This window comes from Streptomyces sp. NPDC050388 (assembly GCF_040655635.1).
GTDB lineage: Bacteria > Actinomycetota > Actinomycetes > Streptomycetales > Streptomycetaceae > Streptomyces.
On sequence record NZ_JBFAKH010000035.1, the window covers coordinates 1 to 19,871 of the forward strand.

The following is a 19,871-nucleotide window of genomic DNA, read 5'->3' on the forward strand; positions in this document are numbered from 1 at the left end:
AGGCCCGGAGACAACAGGCGAAGGCTTGAAAGACACGACACCAGACTCCCACCAACGAGCCCGCCACACCCACCGAACTAACGAAAAGATCAGTAGACGCCGTTTCTGATGGCTGGCCGCTCTCGTTGGTCAGAGCATGGCAAGCCTTGTCGAGCGTCTGGTGCCGGAAGATTTGTGGGTGCTGTTTCGGCGGGTGGTGCCGCCGACTGAGGTGGCCCGTCCGCAGGGCGGAGGCAAGCGGCGAGCGGACGACCGTGAGGTGCTGGCCGCGATCATGTTTGTCGCGACATCGGGTTGCACCTGGCGGCAGCTGCCGTCGGCGTTCGGCCCGTGCTGGCAGACGGTCTACCGGCGCTTCGCGCAGTGGAGCCGTGCGCGGGTGTGGGCCCGGCTCCACCGTGTCGTGCTCGACGAACTCGGCGCTCGTGGTGAGCTGGACTGGTCCCGTTGCGCAATCGACTCGGTCAGCGTTCGGGCCGCAAAAGGGGGGCCTCTGACGGGACCGAATCCGACCGACCGCGGCAAGCTCGGTTCGAAAATCCACTTGGTAACTGACCGGAACGGTCTGCCGCTTTCGCTCGGCATCTCCGACGCCAACCTCCACGACAGCCAGGGTCTTCAGCCCCTGATCCGCGGGATCCCACCGATCCGGTCCCGCCGCGGACCACGCCGTAGGCGGCCTGCCAAGCTTCACGGCGACAAGGGGTACGACTACGACCACCTGCGGCGATGGCTCCGAGCACGTGGCGTCACGCCCCGCATTGCCCGCAAAGGAATCGAATCCTCGCAACGGCTGGGGCGGCATCGCTGGGTTGTGGAGCGGACGGTGTCCTGGCTGGCCGGGTGCCGCCGCCTGCACCGCCGCTACGAACGCAAGCCCGACCATTTCCTCGCCTTCGTCGGTATCGCCGCCACTCTCATCTGTCACCGCCGTCTCGCCACAGCCTGATCGGCGACGGCACCGATAGCCTCGTCCGCGTGATCGATGAAGCAACCCAGTGGCGTCGGTTCGCTGCGCTGCTGCCACCCGCTGACGCCGCGGGATTTATGGACTGCTGGGCCATCGGGAAACAGGAAGCGGGACTCGACCAGCTCGTCGCCGGCCTTCTGCAGCATCAGGTGCCGATCAGCGAAACAGTGCGGGCTGAGATCGCCGTGGCGGCCGAGGTCTGGGGCGTGCGGACAGCGCTTGCTCCCGGCCTCGGCCGATGCCTCGGCGACCATCAGGGGGACCGCACGCTGAGGTTGATCGAGCATGCCGACACTGTCCCGTTGCCCGGATCCTCTGTCGCCACCGACACGGCACTGGCTGATCTCCTGGTTGTCCCGTGGATTGCCTGTACGCGTTGCGGCCGAGTGCTCGCGCGTGCGCACGACCAGGAGCCGTGGGGTGACTTGTCCTACCTGGCAAGGCACTATGTGCTGTTCGTTCCCGGGCACAGCACGTCGACGGCGCTGTTCGCTCCCGACTCAGCCTGGGATGCTCTGGCCGAGTTGCGTATGTCCTGCCTCCAGGCATAAACACCCGTCTGGACAGCCATACGACCATCAGAAATGGCGTCTTACCCGTGCTGTCGGTCCGAGACCGGTGGGTGGCCGCGGTGGTGGTCGTCGGCTGCGCGGCGGCCGGTGCCGCGCAGCGGACCGCGCGCGACCGGGCCGCCGTGCGGGGGCCGTGGGCCGGGTTCTGGGATCTGGTGCCGACGCTGTGCTTCGGCGCGGGCGCGGGCCTGGTGGTGGGACTGCCGGTGTACGCCGCAGCGGTCAGGGCGCGGCGGCGGGCCCGGATTCCGGGGCCCGCCGTACGAGGAGATCCCGACCGCTCCTACCTGCATCTCCCGCACCACGGCACGCAAGCCGGTCCGTATCGGCTCAGTTGGCCCGGGACAGGGCCAGCGCTGCCAGAGCCTCAGGAGCACCCGACTGGCCCCGGATGCCGGGGAAGGCGTTGATGTCCACGATCAGTGGGGCGCCGTGGCCGCGGTCGATGATGTCCACGCCGTAGACGTCGAGGGAGAACACCTCTCCGACGCGGTGCACCAGGGCCGACCATCCGGGCGGCAGGTCGTCGAGGCGGAGCGCTCGTGTGGGGCCGCGTCCCTCGGGGGAGAGTTCGGAGCGGCGCAGGCCGGCGAAGAGCCGGTCGCCGATCGCCCAAAGCTTGTAGTCCCAGCCGTCGTTGGGGGCGAAATCCTGGACCACGACCGGCTCGTCCGGATGGGCGGCGGCCAAGTCCCGCAGGTGCGACGGGCTGTCGACGCGGGCCACCACATCGTGCCGCCGGCTGTGGCGGCTCTTGACCACCGCGGGTCCGGACAGCGCCGGCCCGGACGCCAGCCGGGCGAGGGTGGTGAAGGTATGCGTGGCGGCGAAAGGGAGGTCAGCACTCAGGGCCAGTGCGGCCATGGACGTACGGTCCTGGCACAGCGCGGTCGCAGTGGCCGAGTTGATCACGCAGGCGCGACGTTGCTCCAGAACCCGGGCGAGTGCGAGGGCATGTGGCGTACGTGCCTTCAGCAGGTAGACGTCAGCGAGCGGTTCGGAAACGGGCAGCGGCGTACGCGGATCCAGCACATCCACGTGGTGGTCGGGCGCGAGCAGGGCCGTAGTGAGGCTCAGTAGCGGGTGGCTGGGCTCAGACGTGATCAGGCCGATTCTCATGCCGTCTTGCCTGCCGTCAGGGGGCCCGGAACGGCGCCGAGCGGCGGCTGCGCAGCCGCGGTCGCCCCGCCCGCGCCGGCCGCCAGGGCGAGGACGGCCCTTGCCAGGCGTACCGGCGCGTCGGGGACCTGACGGAAGCTGGGAAAGTCGTTCACGTCGACGACCACAGGGCCATTCGGTCCCAGGACCACGTCCACACCGTACAGATCGAGGCCGTAGACCACGCCGACCTGACCAGCAATCGCGGCGATCTCAGCCGACAGCGGAACGCGGCGCTCCCGTACAGCGTGGTCCGGGTGGAGCGGGGAACGGCGCTCGGTGGCGTACAACTCGTCGCCGATGCTGTACACCTTGATGTCAACGCCAGAGTTGGGCACGTACGGTTGGGCAATGAGCATGCCCTCCCCCGCCAGGTCGGGGAGCATCTCGGCGAGCCGGCGCGGGGAGGACACCAGGTGCACGGCTCGGCCCGAGCTGCCGTCAGCGGGCTTGACCACGATCGGATACTCCGACTCGGGTATCCCCACTAGCAGTTCGGGCAGCGCGGCCGCGTAGGTCGTAGGCAGGGGCAGCCCGAGGCGGAGGCCGATGGCGGCGGCCAGCGCCTTGTCCCTTACGCCTCGTATCGCCCGGGCGTTGTTGATCGTCGTCAGGCCGGCCGAGGCCGCCGCTTCGAGAAGGGTGAGGCCCGGGCCGCCGGAGACCGTCTTGAGTACCCATGCGTCATGGATGCTCGTCTGTACGGCCTCTGTCAGGCGCAACAGGGAGCCACCGGGGCGCAACACGTCCACTTGGTGTCCCCAGGAGGCGAGTTGGCGGATCACTTCGACGGGCATACCGTCGTGGCGATACTGCTCCTCCACCAGAAAACAGAGTTTCATCGTTCTTCCCCGTCGCCGCCGGGCGCCCGTCTTACCGCCTGTCGTCCGGCATTCCGTAATGTCTTGTGGCGTTACAGGATGTCATGACCGGGCGGTCAGGAAGTCGTCTGCTGTCACGGGGCCGGCGGGCCGCGCCGCGGCCGCTCGGCCGCTCGTGCCGGGGACAGGGCGCGGGCAGCACGCCGGCTCCGAGCCCCGGCCCACCCGCATCCGCCATCGCACCTCCTGGAGACGTCGAGCGGACCAGTTCAAACGCGTGTGCAGCCACTGCCCGCTACGTGGGCGCTGCGCCACGTCCAGGACCAGACGCGACATCAACGAGCTTGTCGTGGCTGATCCTGGTGGAGCGATGGTTCGCCGAGCTGACGCAGAAGAAGCTCAGGCGCGGTGTCCGCCGCTGCGTCCAGGCCCCCGAACTGCGACATGCGCGGCCGGCTCACCGACTTCAACGGGCACCCCAGACCCTTCGCCTGGACGAAGACCGCATACTCCTGTCCTGCACCGGTAGTCCGTCGTTAGGTTCCACCGGCTGCCCAGCAGCGGCAGCAGGTGGATGGCCAGCAGCGAGTCCAGGTGCACCACCGACGCCGGCCCCAGGTCCCGCTGTCCGGCCTTCCACCGGGCGGCGTACTCCTCGAACCGCATCGCCCCGTACCTGGCGATGCGCTCCGCCTTCGCCTGGCCCCGCGGCGCCGCTTTCTTCGCGTTGTAGACCTCTGTCAAACGCGCAATCGTCTTGTCCCGGGTCGCGAACCCGGACTCCTTCACCTGCTTCCCGGCTGCCGACCGATACCGGATCCTGTACGGGTGAGGGCACTTCGACCACCGAGACCGCGGATGCTCGCACTTTTTGAAGAACGACCCCGTCCCACGAACCAGGGCCGTGGAACGCACGGTTGCTGACTCCTCCGGGACCGATGCTGACATTTTGCTGACCGTCGACAGTCCGGAACGCCGTTGACCTGCGGAAATGCGTGCAGGGTCCGCTATGTTCTGGAACTGGATCGGCCGCACCCAGGAGGAGATCGAACAGGCCCGCCGGGACTGGATGACCGGCACCCGCTTCGGCGAGGTGAAGGGCTACGACGGCGCCCCGCTGCCCGCCCCCGAACTCCCGCCGGTGCCGCTGAAACCGCGGGGAAGGGTGCGTTGACCTGCGGGAATGCCTGAGTCCTGGTGGCTGGTGGGCGGGAGGCGGCCGGGCGCTGCCTCCCGCCTTCCAGCCGCTCGCGGGAGAACGGCTGAGCGGAGTGCGGACCGGAACGGGAGGTCATGTCCCTTGGAGTGGTGTAACGGCGTCGGGTTGATCTTCGTTGAGGTAGATCCTGTCCATGCTGCCTTCGGGAAGGCAGCGGCGGGGGAAGGCGATCCATTCGTCGTGCATCTCGACGAGGACGGCGGTGGCGATGACCACGGCCTGGGAGACGATCTGGTGGTGCATCCTCGCCTTGCAGTACGTCGCGTCGAGATGGATGCAGGGGAAGCGGATCTGGTCCAGGGGCCGGGTGCGGAACACGCTCAGCTCGGCGTCCAGGGCGCCGCAGATCCGGGAGACCTCAAACTTGGAGATCCCGGTGTCGCTGCCCAGGGCCTTGACCAGGTCATCGACCGACCGCGTGGACACGCCGTGGGCGTATGCCTCCAGGATGACGGCGTAGAGAGCCTGGTCGATGCGGCGCCGGCGCTCCAGCAGGCTGGGGAAAAAGCTGCCGGTGCGGACCTTGGGGATCGCCGGGTCCAGGTCGCCGGCCTGCGTGGTGAGCACCTTTCCCCGTGCTCGTTGCGCATCGTCGTGCGGGTCTCGGTGTGCTCGCCGGGTTCCGCGCCGATGTGCGCGGTGGCCTCGGCCTCGATGAGTTCCTGCGGGATCCGCTGGGCCAGGATCCTGATCAACTCGATTCGGTCCGCCGTACGCAGTGACTCCATCAGGCGGAGCAAGTCATGCTGGGACAAGGCCATCGTGTCACCTCTCGTTTCAACGAGCTTCTCTACTCGGAGAGTTGTGCGATGGCTGCCCCGTGACCAGGGGCTATGAAGAGATCGCTGTTACACCACTCGGCGGGACACCGTCTCAACTGTCCAGCGGCGGAGCGGGTTTTGCAGGCCCACTCGTCCCACTCCAGACCGACGTCCCGAGCACCCAGCACCGTCAGAGCGTGACTCCAGCCGCCCGGACCCGCGAAGAGGCCGGCCTGAAGTCGTCCTGCGTCGGCGCATCCGTGTCCCCGCGACATGCCCATGGCGAGCACCCATCGGTCATGCCGTGCTCCAGCCCGTACGCGTTGGTCAGCCTGCCTTGTAGGGCGGCGCGTTCGGCGGCGGTGACGTGGCCGGCCGGTGCCTCACTGTTGTTTTCTCCGCGACGGCGGCACCGTCGTTCCGTCTGCCGCCTCGGGTCGGTGCCCGCCCTCCGCCGCGAGCGGGCACGGGGAGATTTCCGCAGCGGATCCGAAGCGGCGAGGTGCCGTGTCCATCTGGGATTTCATGAGGCGCCGATGGCCAAGTAACCAAGTCTTAAAGGGAGTTGAGGGGAAATTCTTCGGTGTCGGTACGGGTGGTGCAGGACCGTTGCCCCACGGGTGCGCCCTATGCATAATGAGATTCCGCGTCCATAAAATTAGACGCTGTATCGGCGAGGGGTCCTGGTGAAGCAGACTCAACCGACCGAAAATCCCAACTGTCCTGTGGTGGATTACGTCTACAGTCCGCCGCCCACGCCGGTCGGGTGGCTGTTCGACCGGCTCGACCAGTATCAGGACATGTCCCGGCCCGCGGTGTGGACCGAGGAGGGTAAGGGCTACTGGATCTTCACTGATCACGACGCACTGCTCGAAGGCCTGCAACAGGCCGACCTGTGGTCCAGTGCGGTCGTCGATCCGACCCAGCAGGACCCGGACTACATGTGGATCCCGATCATGCTGGACCCGCCGCTCCACGCGAAGTGGCGCAGGCTGCTCGGGGCCTGGTTCACGCCGGCCCGCACGAAGTCCCTGAAGGAGGAACAGCAGCGTCTGGCCGCCCAGTTGATCGAGCGGCTGCGGGACAAGGGCGAGTGCGACTACGTCCGCGACTTCGCTCAGGTACTGCCGTCGATCGTCTTCCTCCAGATCATGGGAATGCCCCTGGAGAAGCTCGACGAATTCATGGTCTGGGAACACCAGATCCTGCACGGCAATACCGAGAGCGACCCGGACCGGTCCCTCCAGGCCGCGGCGCTGCACAAGGTGATGCAGTACTTCGGCGAACTCCTCGCCGAACGTCGGGCGAACCCTGATCCGGACGCGCAGGACATCGTCAGCGCCGCGATCACGTGGGAGATCGACGGTGCCCCGATCCCCGATACGGACCTGATCAACTGTCTGTTGCAGTTGTTCATGGCGGGCCTGGACACGGTGGCGGGCGAGGCCTCGTACTTCATGTACCACCTGGCGAAGCACCCCGAGGACCGTCGCCGCATCGCTTCCGAGCCCGAGTTGATCCCGCACGCGGTCGAGGAGTTGCTGCGGGTCTACCCGATCGTGCAGACCGCGCGCAAGGCCACCCGGGACGCCGACTTCCACGGCTGCCCGGTCAAGGCCGGACAGGTGGCGCACTTCCCCCTCTCGCTGGCGAGCAGGGACGAGAAGGCGCACCCCCGTGCGCGGACGGTCGACCTGGACCGGAAGGAGACCCGACACCTCGCCTTCGGGGCCGGCCCGCACCGTTGTCCCGGATCGCATCTGGGGCGCCAGGAGTTGGCCGTGATGATGGCGGAGTGGCACCGGCAGATCCCCGACTACGAACTGGTCGAGGAGCCGACCGAGCACGGGCTCGTCCTGGGCCTCAACTCGCTGCCGCTGCGGTGGAACGTGGACTAGTCCCGTACTTCGCGGGTCGTTGATTCGCATGACGTGACCGGTCCGGGGGTGTCCTGGGCCGGTCGTGTGGCGTTGGGTGGGGTGTGTCGATGACTTCCCGGTCTCCGCGGCCTCGGTCTCAGCGTCAGCGCCTTGATGTGGTGATGACGTCCGTGGTGGAGAAGCGTCTGGGCGCGCTGCCTGTCGCTGCCGAGTTTCTGCGACGGCTGGATGTCGCCGGGATCGTCGACGAGGTGTGTCCGGTAGGCGCGAGCGCGCATCTGACCCATGGGCAGGTGATCGAGGCGCTGGTGGTCAACCGGCTGACCTCGCCCGCGCTGCTGGTGCGGGTCGGTGACTGGGCCCGTACCTGGGTGGTGGAGGAGGTGTGCGGCATCGAGCCGGCCCTGCTCAACGACGACCGTCTGGCCCGGGCCCTGGATGCGATCGCGCCGGAGCTGGACAGAATCGCGGGGACGGTCGGTGCCCGGGCGATCGCCGAGTTCGGGGTCGACGTGTCGAGGCTGCACTGGGACATGACCAGCGTGTCTGTCCATGGGGCCTTCCCTGCCGAGGACCAGGACGAGCAGTACCCGGTCGTCAGTTACGGGCGCCCCAAGGACCGGCGGGTGGACCTGAAGCAGGTCCAGGCCGGACTCGCGGTGTCCGCCGACGGCGGCATTCCTGTCCACGCTCGTGTCTTCGACGGGGGTGCGGCCGAGGTCAGCCAGGTCGTCGGCGCGATGAAGGACCCGCAAGGCATGGCTGGTGCACGGGAGTTCTTGCTGGTCGCCGATCCCAAGCTGGTGTCCTGTACGAATGTCGCCGCCCTGCTCGCGGCCGGGGTGGATTTCATCTCCCTGCGAGCAATTCGTCGCATTCCGTGACACCGGCGGCCCCTCTTTGGCCGATCGGCCCACACGTCGACCGACCTAGGAGGGGCCGCTCCACTGTGCCCGCGTGACGCGTTGCGCTGCCGCGCGGCACGGACTTCCCCGCGACGCTTCCGCCCTTCCTTGGAGCCGGCCCTCCTGCGGCGCGTTCCGCGGCGCCTCCCGCGACCCACCCCGCGCGTGTGGTCGGCCGTGCGACCAAGGTGTCCGGCATCCGCTCCGAAGACCGTGCGTGCCGCCGGGTCACAGCACCTTGACACGGCCGCTGTGACGATGGTCATACTGAGACGGCTTGCTTCAAAAGGCCCTGTGGTGGCCCGGCCTGCGTCGACGGCGGACGAGCGACGATCCGTCGTGCGCACGCACGGAACGGTTCGGTCCGAACCGCGCGCAGCGGGACGGAGGTTCACCGACCGCCCCGGGCACGGCGTGGAGCATGCGCGTGGTCGGGACACGCCGATCGGCGCGTCCCGAAGCTCTCGGAAGGAGTCTTCATGAAGGCACTGGTGGTCGAAGCGTTCGGCGCCCCGTTCACGCTCGCGGACGTCGATCTCGCCGACCCGATCGGCCGCGAGGTGTTGGTGGAGGTGAAGGCGTCCGGCCTGTGCCACAGCGACCTCGCGGCAGCGCAGCACGACCTCGGCCTCCCGGTCCCCTCCGTCCTCGGGCACGAGGTCGCGGGAGTGGTGGTGGGGCTGGGCCCGGACGTGACGGAGTTCGCCGTCGGGGACCACGTGGTCGGCTGCCTCGTCCAGTACTGCGCCCGCTGCGACCGCTGCCTGTCCGGCCGCATCAACCAGTGCCGTCACCCCGAGGCCACGCTGCGCGGCGCCGATCAGCCGCCGCGGCTCAGCCTGAACGGCAAGCCGCTGTTCCAGGGCATGGGCCTGGGCGGGTTCGCCGAACAGTGCCTGGTCCACGAGAGCCAGTTGGTGCGGCTGCCCGACCTGATGCCGTTCCCCCAGGCCGCGCTCATGGGGTGCGGTGTCGCCACCGGCGCCGGCGCGGTCGTCAACACGGCGCGGGTGCAGGCGGGCGAGACCGTGGTCGTCATGGGCTGCGGCGGGGTGGGGCTCAACGCGATCAGCGGGGCCGTCACGGCGGGTGCCACGACGATCGTCGCCGTGGACGTCGCCGACGAGAAGTTGGAGACCGCACGCCGCTTCGGGGCCACCCACACCGTGAACTCGAGAACGACCGACCCCGTCGAGGCCGTACGGGAGATCACCGGTGACGGTGCCGACGCCGTCTTCGACTTCGTCGGGATGCCGCAAGTCACCAAGCAGGGATGGGAGATGGCGACGAAGGGGGGCGGCCTGTACCTGATCGGCTCGATCGACCCCGAGACGTCGCTGACCTTCACCAGCATCGACGCGGTCGTCTCGCAGAAGCGGGTGCAGGGGGTCTACATGGGATCGACCGTCCCCAAGCGCGACCTCCCGATGTACGCGGAGCTCTACCTGGCCGGCCGGTTCAACCTCGACGACCTGGTCTCGAAGGAGATCTCCCTGGACCAGGTGAACGAGGGTTACCAGGCCCTGCGTGACCCGAACATGACCCGGGTCGTCATCACGTCGTTCTGAGCGAGCCGACGCCCGCCCGCGATGCCCGCCCGTGTCGCGCGAGGGCACCACGGACCCGCACCCTCTTCCCCCCGGACAGGATGGGCACTGGAACATGAGCGAGCAGAACAGCGGAACCGTCACCGCCGAGCACGTCGACAAGAAGGAGCTGGAGCGCGTCCTCGCCCTCCAGCGCGAGGCGTTCCTCGCGGAGGGCACCCCGAGCGCCGAGGTGCGCCGTGACCGCATCGACCGGCTGATGCTGGCTGTCCTGGAGGCCGCCGACCCCCTCGCCGAGGCGCTCCAGGAGGACTACGGCAGGCGGCCCACCGCGCTGTCGAAGATGTTCGACGTGCTGTCCTGGCTGGAGGACGTCAAGGTCAACCGGGAGTGCCTCGAGGAGTGGATGAAGCCCGTCGTCCTCGACGGCCCCCCGCCCGCCTTCATCGAGCAGAAGCCGAAGGGCGTCGTGGGTGTCATCGGCGCCTGGAACTTCCCGGTCAGCCTGACCGTCCACCCCGCCTTCGCCGCCCTGGCCGCGGGGAACCGGGTGATCATGAAGTTCCCGGAGAACCACCCCCGCACCGGCAGGGTCCTCGCGCAGGCTGTGGCGAAGTACTTCGCCGAGGACGAGGTGGCCGTCGTCCTCGGCGACCTCGAGACGGCCAGGGACTTCTCGAGTCTGCCGCTCGACCACATCGTCCTGACCGGATCTCCCGCGGTCGGGAAGGCGGTCGCGGGTGCCGCGTCCGCGAACCTGGTCCCCGTGACCCTGGAACTCGGCGGCAAGAACCCGGTCGTGCTCGGACGGGACGCCGACCTCGACCGGGCGGCCGAACGCCTTGCGCTCGCACGGGTGATGAACAGCGGTCAGGTCTGCTCCTGCCCCGAGTACGTCTTCGTGCCCCGCGCGCACCTCGACACGTTCCGGACCAAGCTCGAGGCCGAGTTCCGGCTGCTCTTCCCCACCTTCCTGGAGAACCCCGCGGCGGTCGCCATCATCAACGACCGCAACTACGAGCGGATCACCGCGCTCATCGACGACGCGACCGCCAGAGGAGCGACCAAACTCCAGGTCGTCGCGCCCGACGAGGCGGCGCACCTGCCCTCGCCGGGCAAGCGGCTCATCCCTCCGACGATCCTGACCGACGTCCCGGCGGACGCGAAGATCAACGACGAGGAGGTCTTCGGTCCCGTCATCTCCCTCTTCCCCTACGACGACATCTCCGAGGCGATCCGCTACATCCAGGTCCGCCCGGCGGCGCTGTGCGCCTACTACTACGGGGAGGACGGCGCGGACTTCAGGGCGTTCGTGCAGGGCACCACGTCGGGAGGCGTGACCCGCAACGACTGCTTCGCGCACCAGACCGTCCCCGGTGCACCGTTCGGCGGTGTCGGTCACTCCGGCTACGGCGCCTACCACGGCAAGGCCGGCTTCGACGAGTTCACCCACCGCCGCACCGTCGCCGCACCCGAGGGAGACCGTCCGTTCGCCGCGGGCTCCACGGGAGAGGCCGTCCTCCACCCGGACGTCGAGGCCGGTCTGGACCAGTTCGTCGCGAGCGAGGTCGCGGCGCTCCGGAGCCGCCTCGGGCGCTGACCCGCGCCCCGGACCGCTTTCCGGACCGCCACTCCGCCGGACACCCCACCGCCCTTACCGTGGTGGGGTGTCCGGCGGAGTCCTGTGCGGTGCCGCACACCGCGACGCCTCTCTTTGCGACACACCGGTGCAAGCGGACCTGTCAGCCGATGTCCGCTCGGACCGGTCGCGGGCGCACTGCTCCCGCCTGTGGCACAGACTGGTCGAACTCAGCGGCCCACGTGCGCGCTTTTTCTCGCCGGCTCAAAGTGGGGAGGGAAAGGCGGAGTGACCGCGATCGCCGCACAGGAAACAGGTACGCCGTGAATGACTTCCCCGTCGAGGAGATTCCGTCTCTTCTGCTGCATACCGTCCCCGAGTCCGCGGAGTTCCTTGCGGAGAAGTACCGGATGCCCGCGGAAGCGGCCGTTCTGACCCAGGACGCCGTCCTGGACCTGTACGCGATACTGGCCGACTGCCTCACGACCCCCGTACTGGTGCCGCAGTTGGAGAGTCCGCACCCTGACACGGGACTTCTCGGGCGTTGCTGGGACTTTGTGGAGCGGATCGTGGGTCACTCCTCGCAGTACGTCAGCGGCGCCGTGTACTTCGAGGTCCTCGAACAGCTCTTGAATGCAGACGGCCTCGTGGAAGCCGCCTGGCCGTACATGAAGGACCGGACTCGGGCGCGCACCGTGAAGATGCTGAACTTCTACGGGGTCTTCGTGCCCGGCATCAACCGAGGACAGCGTGCGCAGTGAGCGTCTTCGGCGTGGCCACCGCCGCGGTGACAGCGGCGAAGGCGCGGCGCGCAGATCACCTCTGCCGTGGAGTGAGGTGTGCGAAGTCTCGACTCGTCGGTTCAGGGGCCTTGTCGGTGAGCCGAGCCGACCGGCCGTGCTCCCGTGGCGGGGCCCGGTCCGCGTGCCGGACCGGCACGCGGACCGGCACGCGGAGGCGAGGCTCGGCACGCAGCACCGCGGACCTCGGGTCAGGCGTCGGCCACGTCGAGCCGGCCACCGAAATACGCCGCCCGGATCCGGTCGTCCTGCGCGAGGGTGGCCACGTCGCCCTCCAGCGCGACGTGGCCGGTCTCCAGCGCGATGGCGCGGTCGGACACGGCCAGGCCCATCGCGACGTTCTGCTCGATCAGCACGACGGTCGTGCCTTCGGCGGAGATCTCCTCGACGATCTCCGCCACGCGGTCGACGAGCTTGGGGGCCAGTCCGAGCGAGGGCTCGTCCATCAGCAGCAGGCGCGGCCGGGCCATGAGCGCGCGGCCGATCGCCAACATCTGCTGCTGGCCGCCCGACAGGTAACCGGCCTTGTCCGCACGGCGGTCGGCGATCTCGGGGAACCGCGCGAAGACCGCGGCGAGTTCCGCGGCGACCGCCGCTCTGCCGCGACGGGTCCACGCCCCGGCGCGGAGATTGTCCTCCACGCTCAGCTCCGCGAAGACGCGCCGCCCCTCCATCGTCTGGGCCATGCCCATGCGCACCCGCTGTGCGGGTCCGGCCCGGGTGATGTCCACGCCGTCGAGAAGGACGGAGCCGGACACCACCCGTCCGCCGTGGCTGCCCAACATGCCGGTGATCGCCCGCATTACCGTCGTCTTGCCGGCCCCGTTGGCACCCAGCAGGGCGAGGGTGGAACCCGCGGCCACCCGGGCCGACAGTCCCCGCACGGCGGGGCTGCGCCGACCGTAGGCGACCGTGAGGTCGTCGATGCGCAGCTCCGCCGGTCCCTTCGGCACCGCACCCGTGCGCACCGTCAGTCTCCCGCCGGGTAGGGGTAGTCCAGGACGTCCTGCGTGACCTTCTGGTGGCACGCGGTCTCCTCGGTGCCGTCCTTCCCGGACTTCGACGGCACCAGCACGCAGTACTGCGTGTGCTGGCCACGGTCGGCCGCGGCGCCCCACGGGCGGGGGTAGTAGGTGGCCAGGTCCAGGGAGGACAGCGACGCCTGGGCCCGCATGATGCCCGCTCGGGACAGGTCGTCCTGCTCGGCCGCCTCGGTCAGCACGGCCTCGACCGCCGCCAGTTGGTTGTAGCCCCAGAGGAAGCCGACCGACGGCCGGGCGTCCGGGGCGTACTTCTTCTGGTCCGCGAGGAGCTGCCGCATCCCCGCGTCGTCCGCACCCCAGGGGAGTCCCTCGGTGATGATCACCATGTGCTCGGTGGTGTAGTCGTACAGCGGACCGTCGTTGAGGAACGGCCCCCAGGAACCGGCGTTGGCGATCCAGGTCGGCTCGAAATCCTGCTCGATGGCCGCGGTCAGCACGTCCGGGGCCTCGGGGATCTGCGCGGTGCTCATCATCACCATGTCGCAGTCGGCCTTCTTGAGTTGCTGGACCTGCGTGGTCGGCTTCACGCCGGACTGGACCGCCAGGGAGGGGCCCGTTCGCATGCCCATCTTCTTCCCGGCGTACTCCACGACCGCGGTGGCGGTCTCGAACCGGGGGCCCTCGGTGGCGAGGGAGCAGAGCTTTCGCCCCTTGCCGTCGCCCCGGGTGAGGTACTCGGCGCCGTTGAGGAACTGGCTCTGGGCGGGCATGGCGATGGACAGGGCGTGGCTCTGGTGGAAGAACTTGCCGTCCGCCGACGCGCTGAACACCAGGATGTCGTCCTTGCGGGCCTGGGGCAGCACCGCGTCGGTGGACAGCGTGCCCGTCACCAGGGCGTAGGCCGCGACCTCACGCTTCGTGGCCTCGTAGGCCTGCGCGGTCTTGGAGGGGTCGTAGGCGGTGTCGCGGGTGATCAGTTCTACGGGGTACTTCCCGGCGATGCCGCCGCGCGCGTTGAGGGCGTCCACGTAGGCCTTGGCGCCGGCCCCGATGGGGGCGAAGGACGAGGCGGCCGGGCCGGACGTCACGTTGAGCACGCCCAGGGTGAGCGTGTGTCCGTCGAAACCGGGCGCCGCGGCGGCCGTGTCGTCCGAACCCTTCGACTCGCCACGACCGCAGCCGGCGGTGGCGAGCAGCGCGCCCACGGCGAGCGCCGCGAGTGCGGTTCTGGTGCGGGAGGGCATCACTTGACTTCTCCTTCGTCGTGGACCGTGCGGTCGGCCGCGGTCCCTTTCCATCGGTCGATGACCCGGGCGGCGCCGCCCAACAGGCCTTGCGGCTCCACTAGGAGCACCACCAGGATCAGCGCGCCGAAGATCAGGAGGTTGAACGAGCCCGCGGTGAAGAATCCGCTGTCCTCCGCAGTGCTTTTGATCAACCAGCCGAGCGCGGGACTGTCCGCGAACTCGGAGACGAGGAACTCCAGGCCGGGCAGGGCCAGGGCGCCGACGACCGCACCCGCGAGCCGGGTCACGCCCCCGACGATGACCACCGCCATGAGCAGCGTGACCATCGTGAAGCCGAAGTCCTCCGGGGCGATGTACTCCCGCAGGCCGGCCAGCATCGCCCCGCTGAGTCCGCCGAAGGCGCCGGCGAGCGCGAAGACGCCGATCTTCTCCCGTCGCACGTCGATCCCGATCGCCTCGGCGGCCCGCTCGTTGTCGCGCAGCGCCACCCAGGTCCGGCCGGGGGCGCGGCGCAGGAGGAAGGCGCTGAGGGCGAGGCAGGCGGCGGTCACCGCCCAGGTGGCCCAGAAGAGGCCCTGTTCCGCGGAGAAGGAGCCGAGGTCCTCGAAGTTCACGGGCCCGACGGACACCTCGACCGAGGAGGTCGCCCTGCCCGCGGAGCCGCCCGTCAGGGAGGTGAGCTGGCGGGCGAGGTAGTCGCCGATGAGGACGACGCCGAACGAGACGATCGCCAGCTCCAGGCCCCCGAGCCGGACCGCCAACCAGCCGGTCACCGCACCCGCCGCCGCCGCTGCCGCCCCGGCCGCGACGGCGACGACCACGAAGCCGGGGTCGAAGCGGTCGGCGAGGGCGACGGCGAGGTAGGCCCCGAGACCCATGAAGAACGGCTGCGCGATCCAGACCGTGCCCGCCCGACCGACCAGCAGGACCACGCCCGCACCGGCGAGCGCGATCACCGCACAGTAGGAGAGCAGGAAGAGGATGTGGTCCTGGACCAGGAAGGGGGTCGCCAGATAGACGCAGGCGAGCCCCGCGAGGAGCAGCTGCCCGGCGGATCGCGGGACTTCGCGTGGGGGCCGATCCCGTGGCGGGACCGGCTCGGTGAGGAGGTGTTCTTGCATCACGCCCGCTCTCTCAGAAACGACGCACGGCCCGGGTTCCGAAGAAGCCCTGGGGCCGTACGACGAGCATCACGACGAGGATCAGGTAGGGGAGGACGCCGGGGAATCCCGCGCCGAGCGGCTCCAGCACCGACGACTGGAGCAGGATCGCGAACTGCTGTGCCACGCCCAGGAACAGTCCGCCCAGCAGCGCGCCCATGGGGGAGTCGATGCCGCCCAGCACCATGGCCGGCAGCGCGGCGAACGCCGCGATGCCCAAGGTGCTGTTGACGCCGGACGCACCGGCGGCGAGCAGGATGCCCGCGACGGCCCCGAGTGCGCCCCCGAGGCTCCAGGCGAAGACGGTGACCGTCCGGGTGCTGATGCCCTGGGCCACCGCGGCCTCCTCGTCGCTGACCGCGGCACGCATCGCCAGCCCGATCGGGCTGAACCGGATGAGGGCGAAGACCGCGACGAGGAGCACGGCGCCGGTCACGGCGGTCCACACGTCCGACAGCGCGAGCACGGACCCACCGACCTTGACGACGCGCAGTCCCCAGGGATCGCCCAGGTCGCGGGCCTCGTCGCCCCACAGGCCCGCGACCAGTGCCTGGACCAGGAACAGCAGGCCGACCGTCGCCATCACGGCCGGGAAGTGCGCCTTCTTGCTGAAACGTCGCAGCAGCGTCATGCCGGTCAGCATCGACAGCAGGGCCCCGAGGAGCAGGGAGGCGAGGGCCGCCACCAGGAAGGGCAGCCCCCACACCACGCCGACCTGATAGGTGGTGAAGGCGCCGATCAGGACGAATGCGCCCTGGGCGAAGTTGAGGATCCCGGTCGCGGAGTAGACCACCACGACGCCGACCGCCAACAACGCGTAACCGGCACCCAGCGCGAGGCCGGAGACCAGCGCCTGGAAGATCTCTGCCTGGGTCATTCCGCACTCCTCCGGCCGAGATAGGCATCGATGACACGGGGGTCCTGGCGGATCTCCGCCGGGGTCCCCGTCGCGACCTCACGGCCGAAGTTGAGGACGAGCACGCGGTCCGCGAGGGTCAGCACCAGCGGCATGTCGTGCTCGATGAGCAGGATCGCCAGCTCGGGACGCTCCTCGCGGAGGGCTTTCAGGTGCTCGGCGAACTCGGCGGACTCCTCGGGGTTGAGCCCGGCCACCGGCTCGTCGAGCAACAGCACCGCGGGTTCCATGGCGACCGCCCGCGCGAGTTCCACGACCTTGCCCACCCCGTGGGGGAGGGTCTCCACCGGCCGGTCGGCGACCCCCGACAGGCCGTACCGCTCGATCAGTCCGGCGACGACCGCGCGGTTGTCCGCCTCCTCGCGGCGGGCGCGCAGCGGCCTCAGCGTGGTGGCCAGGGAGCCGGTGCGCATGGCGTGCCGGCGTCCCAGGAGGAGGTTGTCCCGGACCGTCAGGGATTCGAACAGCGCCAGGTGCTGGAACGTGCGCGCGACCCCTGCCCGGACGACGGCCGACGGGCGCAGACCGGTGACGTCCGTGCCCGCGACGACCACCGAACCCGTCCGCGGCCTGGCGACACCCGTGACGCAGTTGAAGAGTGTCGTCTTGCCGGCGCCGTTCGGGCCGACCGTGGCGAGGAGTTCGCCGCGGTGCAGGGTGAAGTCGATGTCGCTGAGCACCTGGTGCGCGCCGTACCGCTGTCCCACGCCGCGCACCTCGAGCACGGGGTCGGGCCGGTCGGGGACGGCGGGCACGGTCTCGGGCACCGTCGCCGCCGGTGGAGAGGGAGCCACATGTATCTCCTCGTCGCACGGGTGGGGCACCGGCCCCGCGGGCGCCACCGTCGACGTCCGGGGGGCCGGATCCCACCGTTATGAAACATGTGGTCTCACAATATGTACGACGGGGCGCGGACGTGCAAGAGTTTTGAGATGGGCGACTTTGAAAGGGTCGCATCGCCCCGGCGGCCCGCGCTCCGGGTCCGGGGTGGCGTCGAGGGCTAGCGGAAAAGTCCGTCGCGCGACAGGGGGCAATCCGGCCGACCGCTGTTAGGGTGTGCCGCCGTCGCCCTTATTGCGACTTGCGAGTTCAAAACTCGCGCCCATCCATCGGCACAGGGAGATCACCCATGGCTCAGGACATGGTCGACGGGACGAGGGACGACAGCTCCTCCCCCGGGACGCAATCGCCGCCGACCGAGCGAGGAACGACCGCCCGCAAGCGGCGGGTGCTCGTCTCGAGCTTCCTCGGCGGACTGATCGAGTGGTACGACTTCAACCTCTACGGTATGGCCTCGGCGATCGTCTTCGCCGCGCTGTTCTTCCCGGAAGGGGACTCCTCCGTCGCCCTGATGGGGGCCTTCGCCACCTTCGCGGTGGGCTACGTCGCCCGCCCCCTGGGAGGTGTGATCGCCGGCCACCTGGGCGACCGGATCGGGCGCAAGCGCGTCCTGGTCGTGACCCTCATGGTGATGGGGCTCGCCACCACGGTCATCGGGCTGCTCCCCACGTACGCCAGCATCGGTGTGTGGGCGCCCGTCCTGCTGGTCCTCGTCCGGCTGGTCCAGGGCGTGTCGGTCGGCGGCGAGTGGGGCGGCGCGCTGCTGATGACGGTCGAGCACGCGCCCGCGCACCGCAGGGGACTGTGGAGCGCCGCGTCCCAGCTGGGACCGGCCGGCGGCGTGATCATGGCGACGCTGGTCTTCCGGCTGGTTTCCGACTTGCCCCAGGAGCAGTTTCTGGGCTGGGGGTGGCGACTGCCGTTCCTGTTCAGCCTCGTCCTCGTGGCGATCGCGGTCTGGATCCGCTCCGGCACCGACGAGACCCCGGTGTTCGAGAAGGCCGAGCCCGTGGTCCGGGAGGGACGCATCCCGCTGATGCAGGTGCTCACGCGTGACCGCCGCCCGCTGATCCTGGTCGTGATGCTGACCCTGAGCATCTCGCTGACCGGCACCGTCGTGCTCGTGTACACCCTGTCGTACGCGATCGGCTCGGGCTACAGCAGCAGCACGGCACTGTCCGCGCTCCTCATCGCCTCCCTGGTCAACCCCGTGACCACCCTGATAGGTGCGGCCGCGTCGGACCGCTTCGGGCGCAGACCGGTCTACGTCACCGGCATGGTCCTGATGCTCGCGACGTCCTTCGTGCTCTTCCCGCTGGTCGACTCGGGCTCCTCGACGCTGCTGCTGGTCGCCTTCATCCTCGGGTACGGCTTCCTGGGTCTCGCCGTCGGCGCGCACGGCGTGATGATCTCCGAGCTCTTCCCCTCCAACGCCCGCTACACCGGCGTCTCGCTGGGCTACCAGTTCACCTCCTCCGTCGCCGGACTGGGTCCGCTGATCGCGAGCGGGCTGATGGCGTGGGGCGGCGGGAACCCCGTCTACATCACCGTGTTCCTGGCCGTCATCTACGTGGTGAGCGGTGCCGTGGCGATCTTCGCGGTGCCGGAGACCAACCGGTCGGACATCGCCCGCTACAGCGAGTAGCGCCACGTGCCGCCGCACGGGCGGCGCGACCGCGAGCCTTGCCGATGAGGGACGGATCACCCGGTCGGACGGCCGCGGAAGACCGGCCTGACCCCGCACAAGGGGTCAGGCCGGTCTTCCGGCGTCGTCCGACCGGATGCCGGTTGCCGGACGGGAGCCGGAGGGTGGCGGGCGGTCAGGCGCCGAGCAGCCGATGGACCGCGGCCGTGTCGTGGTAGAAGATGTCCAACTTCCTGATCGAGCCCTCCGCCACCGTGTAGAGCTCGACGATGCGCGTACGGAGGGTCTCACCGGTGTCGCGCGCCACCAGGACGACCTCGACCCGGGCCATGACGAGATCGCCGGCGTCGCTCAGTCGGATGTCCTCGATGTCCAGCCGCACCACGGAGTTGACCGCGCGCAGCATGTCCAGGAGCCCGGCGGGCCCGTGGTAAGAGCCCCCGTAGGGAAGGGACGCCGGTTCCACGGCCACGAAGTCGTCGGCCACCAGGGACAGCGCCTGCCGCATCGTCTCCCGCGAGGCCAGCAGGCCCAGGAACGTCGAGAGGGTGGCCACGTTCTGCGAGGGCTCGGCCCGCCACCCTCCCACGGCGGGGGGAGCGGCGTCCGGCCGGGCGCCGGTGGGCGTGTCGGCGCCGGCCGGACGCTCGGGGACCGCGGGCCCGTGGCGGTGCGGGTCGTCGGCGCCGGAGTGGGTGTCGGTGTCGGTCCAAGGCGTACCGGTCATGGTTCTTCCCTCGTCGTCGTGTTCCTGCTGCCTGGTGCGAGGGGTTTTCCCCCACCCCTCGCCGATGTCTGCCGAGTTGCCCGGGGAGGGTACGCGCGGCCCGCGCCCGCCGGACGGCTGACGGCCGTGTCCTGCCGTCGG

The 19,871-nt window shown here is 69.6% G+C and carries 18 protein-coding genes and 2 pseudogenes; 10 read left to right on the forward strand and 10 right to left on the reverse strand.

The annotated features are described in order from the left end of the window. Window positions 1-136 precede the first annotated feature (136 nt). Both AB0I73_RS20985 and AB0I73_RS20990 read left to right on the forward strand, forming a co-directional pair. Complete coding sequence (locus AB0I73_RS20985; protein WP_363039460.1) at window positions 137-949, forward strand: IS5 family transposase; 813 nt, start codon at window positions 137-139, stop codon at window positions 947-949. Between the two features lie 29 nt (window positions 950-978). Next, window positions 979-1,521 carry a hypothetical protein gene (locus AB0I73_RS20990; RefSeq protein WP_363039462.1) on the forward strand — a complete coding sequence of 181 codons (543 nt, stop codon included), beginning with the start codon at window positions 979-981 and terminating at the stop codon, window positions 1,519-1,521. 351 nt (window positions 1,522-1,872) lie between these two features. Here the strand turns inward: AB0I73_RS20990 and AB0I73_RS20995 are convergent, their stop codons facing one another. Together AB0I73_RS20995 and AB0I73_RS21000 are read right to left on the reverse strand one after the other, a co-directional pair. Next, window positions 1,873-2,661: an alpha-L-glutamate ligase gene (locus AB0I73_RS20995; RefSeq protein WP_363039464.1), complete on the reverse strand. Its 789-nt coding sequence runs from the start codon at window positions 2,659-2,661 to the stop codon at window positions 1,873-1,875. Beyond that, window positions 2,658-3,542 (reverse strand): hypothetical protein, encoded by an 885-nt coding sequence (locus AB0I73_RS21000; RefSeq protein WP_363039466.1) that lies wholly within the window; start codon window positions 3,540-3,542, stop codon window positions 2,658-2,660. Before AB0I73_RS21000 ends, AB0I73_RS20995 begins: the two co-directional genes overlap by 4 nt. A gap of 553 nt (window positions 3,543-4,095) precedes the next feature. Between AB0I73_RS21000 and AB0I73_RS21005 the strand changes: the two genes are divergently transcribed. Together AB0I73_RS21005 and AB0I73_RS21010 are read left to right on the forward strand one after the other, a co-directional pair. Then, window positions 4,096-4,254, forward strand: coding sequence for a hypothetical protein (locus AB0I73_RS21005; RefSeq protein ID WP_363039468.1), 159 nt, complete (start codon window positions 4,096-4,098; stop codon window positions 4,252-4,254). A 276-nt stretch (window positions 4,255-4,530) separates the two neighbouring features. Further along, window positions 4,531-4,695, forward strand: a pseudogene (locus tag AB0I73_RS21010) (pirin family protein); the annotation flags it as partial. Window positions 4,696-4,812: 117 nt separating this feature from the next. Here the strand turns inward: AB0I73_RS21010 and AB0I73_RS21015 are convergent. Next, window positions 4,813-5,307, reverse strand: coding sequence for a transposase (locus AB0I73_RS21015; RefSeq protein ID WP_363039470.1), 495 nt, complete (start codon window positions 5,305-5,307; stop codon window positions 4,813-4,815). Beyond that, window positions 5,295-5,501: pseudogene (locus AB0I73_RS21020) on the reverse strand (transposase); the annotation flags it as partial. The gene AB0I73_RS21015 and the pseudogene AB0I73_RS21020, both read right to left, overlap by 13 nt. A 728-nt stretch (window positions 5,502-6,229) precedes the next feature. Here AB0I73_RS21020 and AB0I73_RS21025 point away from each other — a divergent pair. The 5 genes from AB0I73_RS21025 to AB0I73_RS21045 all read left to right on the forward strand — a co-directional run bounded on the left by AB0I73_RS21025 (window position 6,230) and on the right by AB0I73_RS21045 (window position 12,173). After that, window positions 6,230-7,399 carry a cytochrome P450 gene (locus AB0I73_RS21025; protein WP_363039472.1) on the forward strand — a complete coding sequence of 390 codons (1,170 nt, stop codon included), beginning with the start codon at window positions 6,230-6,232 and terminating at the stop codon, window positions 7,397-7,399. 143 nt (window positions 7,400-7,542) lie between these two features. Next, on the forward strand, window positions 7,543-8,265 hold the full coding sequence (locus AB0I73_RS21030; RefSeq protein WP_363039473.1) for an IS1634 family transposase: 723 nt from the start codon (window positions 7,543-7,545) through the stop codon (window positions 8,263-8,265). 500 nt (window positions 8,266-8,765) lie between these two features. Continuing rightward, window positions 8,766-9,854: a Zn-dependent alcohol dehydrogenase gene (locus tag AB0I73_RS21035; RefSeq protein WP_363039475.1), complete on the forward strand. Its 1,089-nt coding sequence runs from the start codon at window positions 8,766-8,768 to the stop codon at window positions 9,852-9,854. 94 nt (window positions 9,855-9,948) lie between these two features. Beyond that, window positions 9,949-11,433 (forward strand): aldehyde dehydrogenase family protein, encoded by a 1,485-nt coding sequence (locus AB0I73_RS21040; protein WP_363039477.1) that lies wholly within the window; start codon window positions 9,949-9,951, stop codon window positions 11,431-11,433. A 302-nt stretch (window positions 11,434-11,735) separates the two neighbouring features. Next, on the forward strand, window positions 11,736-12,173 hold the full coding sequence (locus AB0I73_RS21045) for a hypothetical protein (protein ID WP_363039479.1): 438 nt from the start codon (window positions 11,736-11,738) through the stop codon (window positions 12,171-12,173). Between the two features lie 230 nt (window positions 12,174-12,403). On the opposite strand, the gene AB0I73_RS21050 is transcribed toward AB0I73_RS21045, so the two are convergent. From AB0I73_RS21050 to AB0I73_RS21070, 5 genes are read right to left on the reverse strand one after another with little or no spacing between them, the layout of a single operon-like run. Next, window positions 12,404-13,165, reverse strand: coding sequence for an ABC transporter ATP-binding protein (locus tag AB0I73_RS21050; protein WP_363039481.1), 762 nt, complete (start codon window positions 13,163-13,165; stop codon window positions 12,404-12,406). A gap of 17 nt (window positions 13,166-13,182) precedes the next feature. Next, window positions 13,183-14,439 carry an ABC transporter substrate-binding protein gene (locus AB0I73_RS21055; RefSeq protein ID WP_363039483.1) on the reverse strand — a complete coding sequence of 419 codons (1,257 nt, stop codon included), beginning with the start codon at window positions 14,437-14,439 and terminating at the stop codon, window positions 13,183-13,185. Beyond that, window positions 14,439-15,563 (reverse strand): branched-chain amino acid ABC transporter permease, encoded by a 1,125-nt coding sequence (locus AB0I73_RS21060; RefSeq protein WP_363039485.1) that lies wholly within the window; start codon window positions 15,561-15,563, stop codon window positions 14,439-14,441. Before AB0I73_RS21060 ends, AB0I73_RS21055 begins: the two co-directional genes overlap by 1 nt. Window positions 15,564-15,576: 13 nt before the next feature. After that, window positions 15,577-16,479 carry a branched-chain amino acid ABC transporter permease gene (locus AB0I73_RS21065; protein ID WP_363039487.1) on the reverse strand — a complete coding sequence of 301 codons (903 nt, stop codon included), beginning with the start codon at window positions 16,477-16,479 and terminating at the stop codon, window positions 15,577-15,579. Beyond that, window positions 16,476-17,312 (reverse strand): ABC transporter ATP-binding protein, encoded by an 837-nt coding sequence (locus tag AB0I73_RS21070; RefSeq protein ID WP_363039489.1) that lies wholly within the window; start codon window positions 17,310-17,312, stop codon window positions 16,476-16,478. The genes AB0I73_RS21065 and AB0I73_RS21070 overlap by 4 nt, the downstream gene beginning before the upstream one ends. Window positions 17,313-17,647: 335 nt before the next feature. Between AB0I73_RS21070 and AB0I73_RS21075 the strand changes: the two genes are divergently transcribed. Then, entirely contained in the window at window positions 17,648-19,003 is a 1,356-nt protein-coding gene (locus tag AB0I73_RS21075) for an MFS transporter (RefSeq protein ID WP_363039491.1), read from the forward strand. A 175-nt stretch (window positions 19,004-19,178) separates the two neighbouring features. Here AB0I73_RS21075 and AB0I73_RS21080 read toward each other — a convergent pair whose 3' ends face one another. Continuing rightward, complete coding sequence (locus tag AB0I73_RS21080) at window positions 19,179-19,730, reverse strand: nuclear transport factor 2 family protein (protein WP_363039493.1); 552 nt, start codon at window positions 19,728-19,730, stop codon at window positions 19,179-19,181. Window positions 19,731-19,871 lie beyond the last annotated feature (141 nt).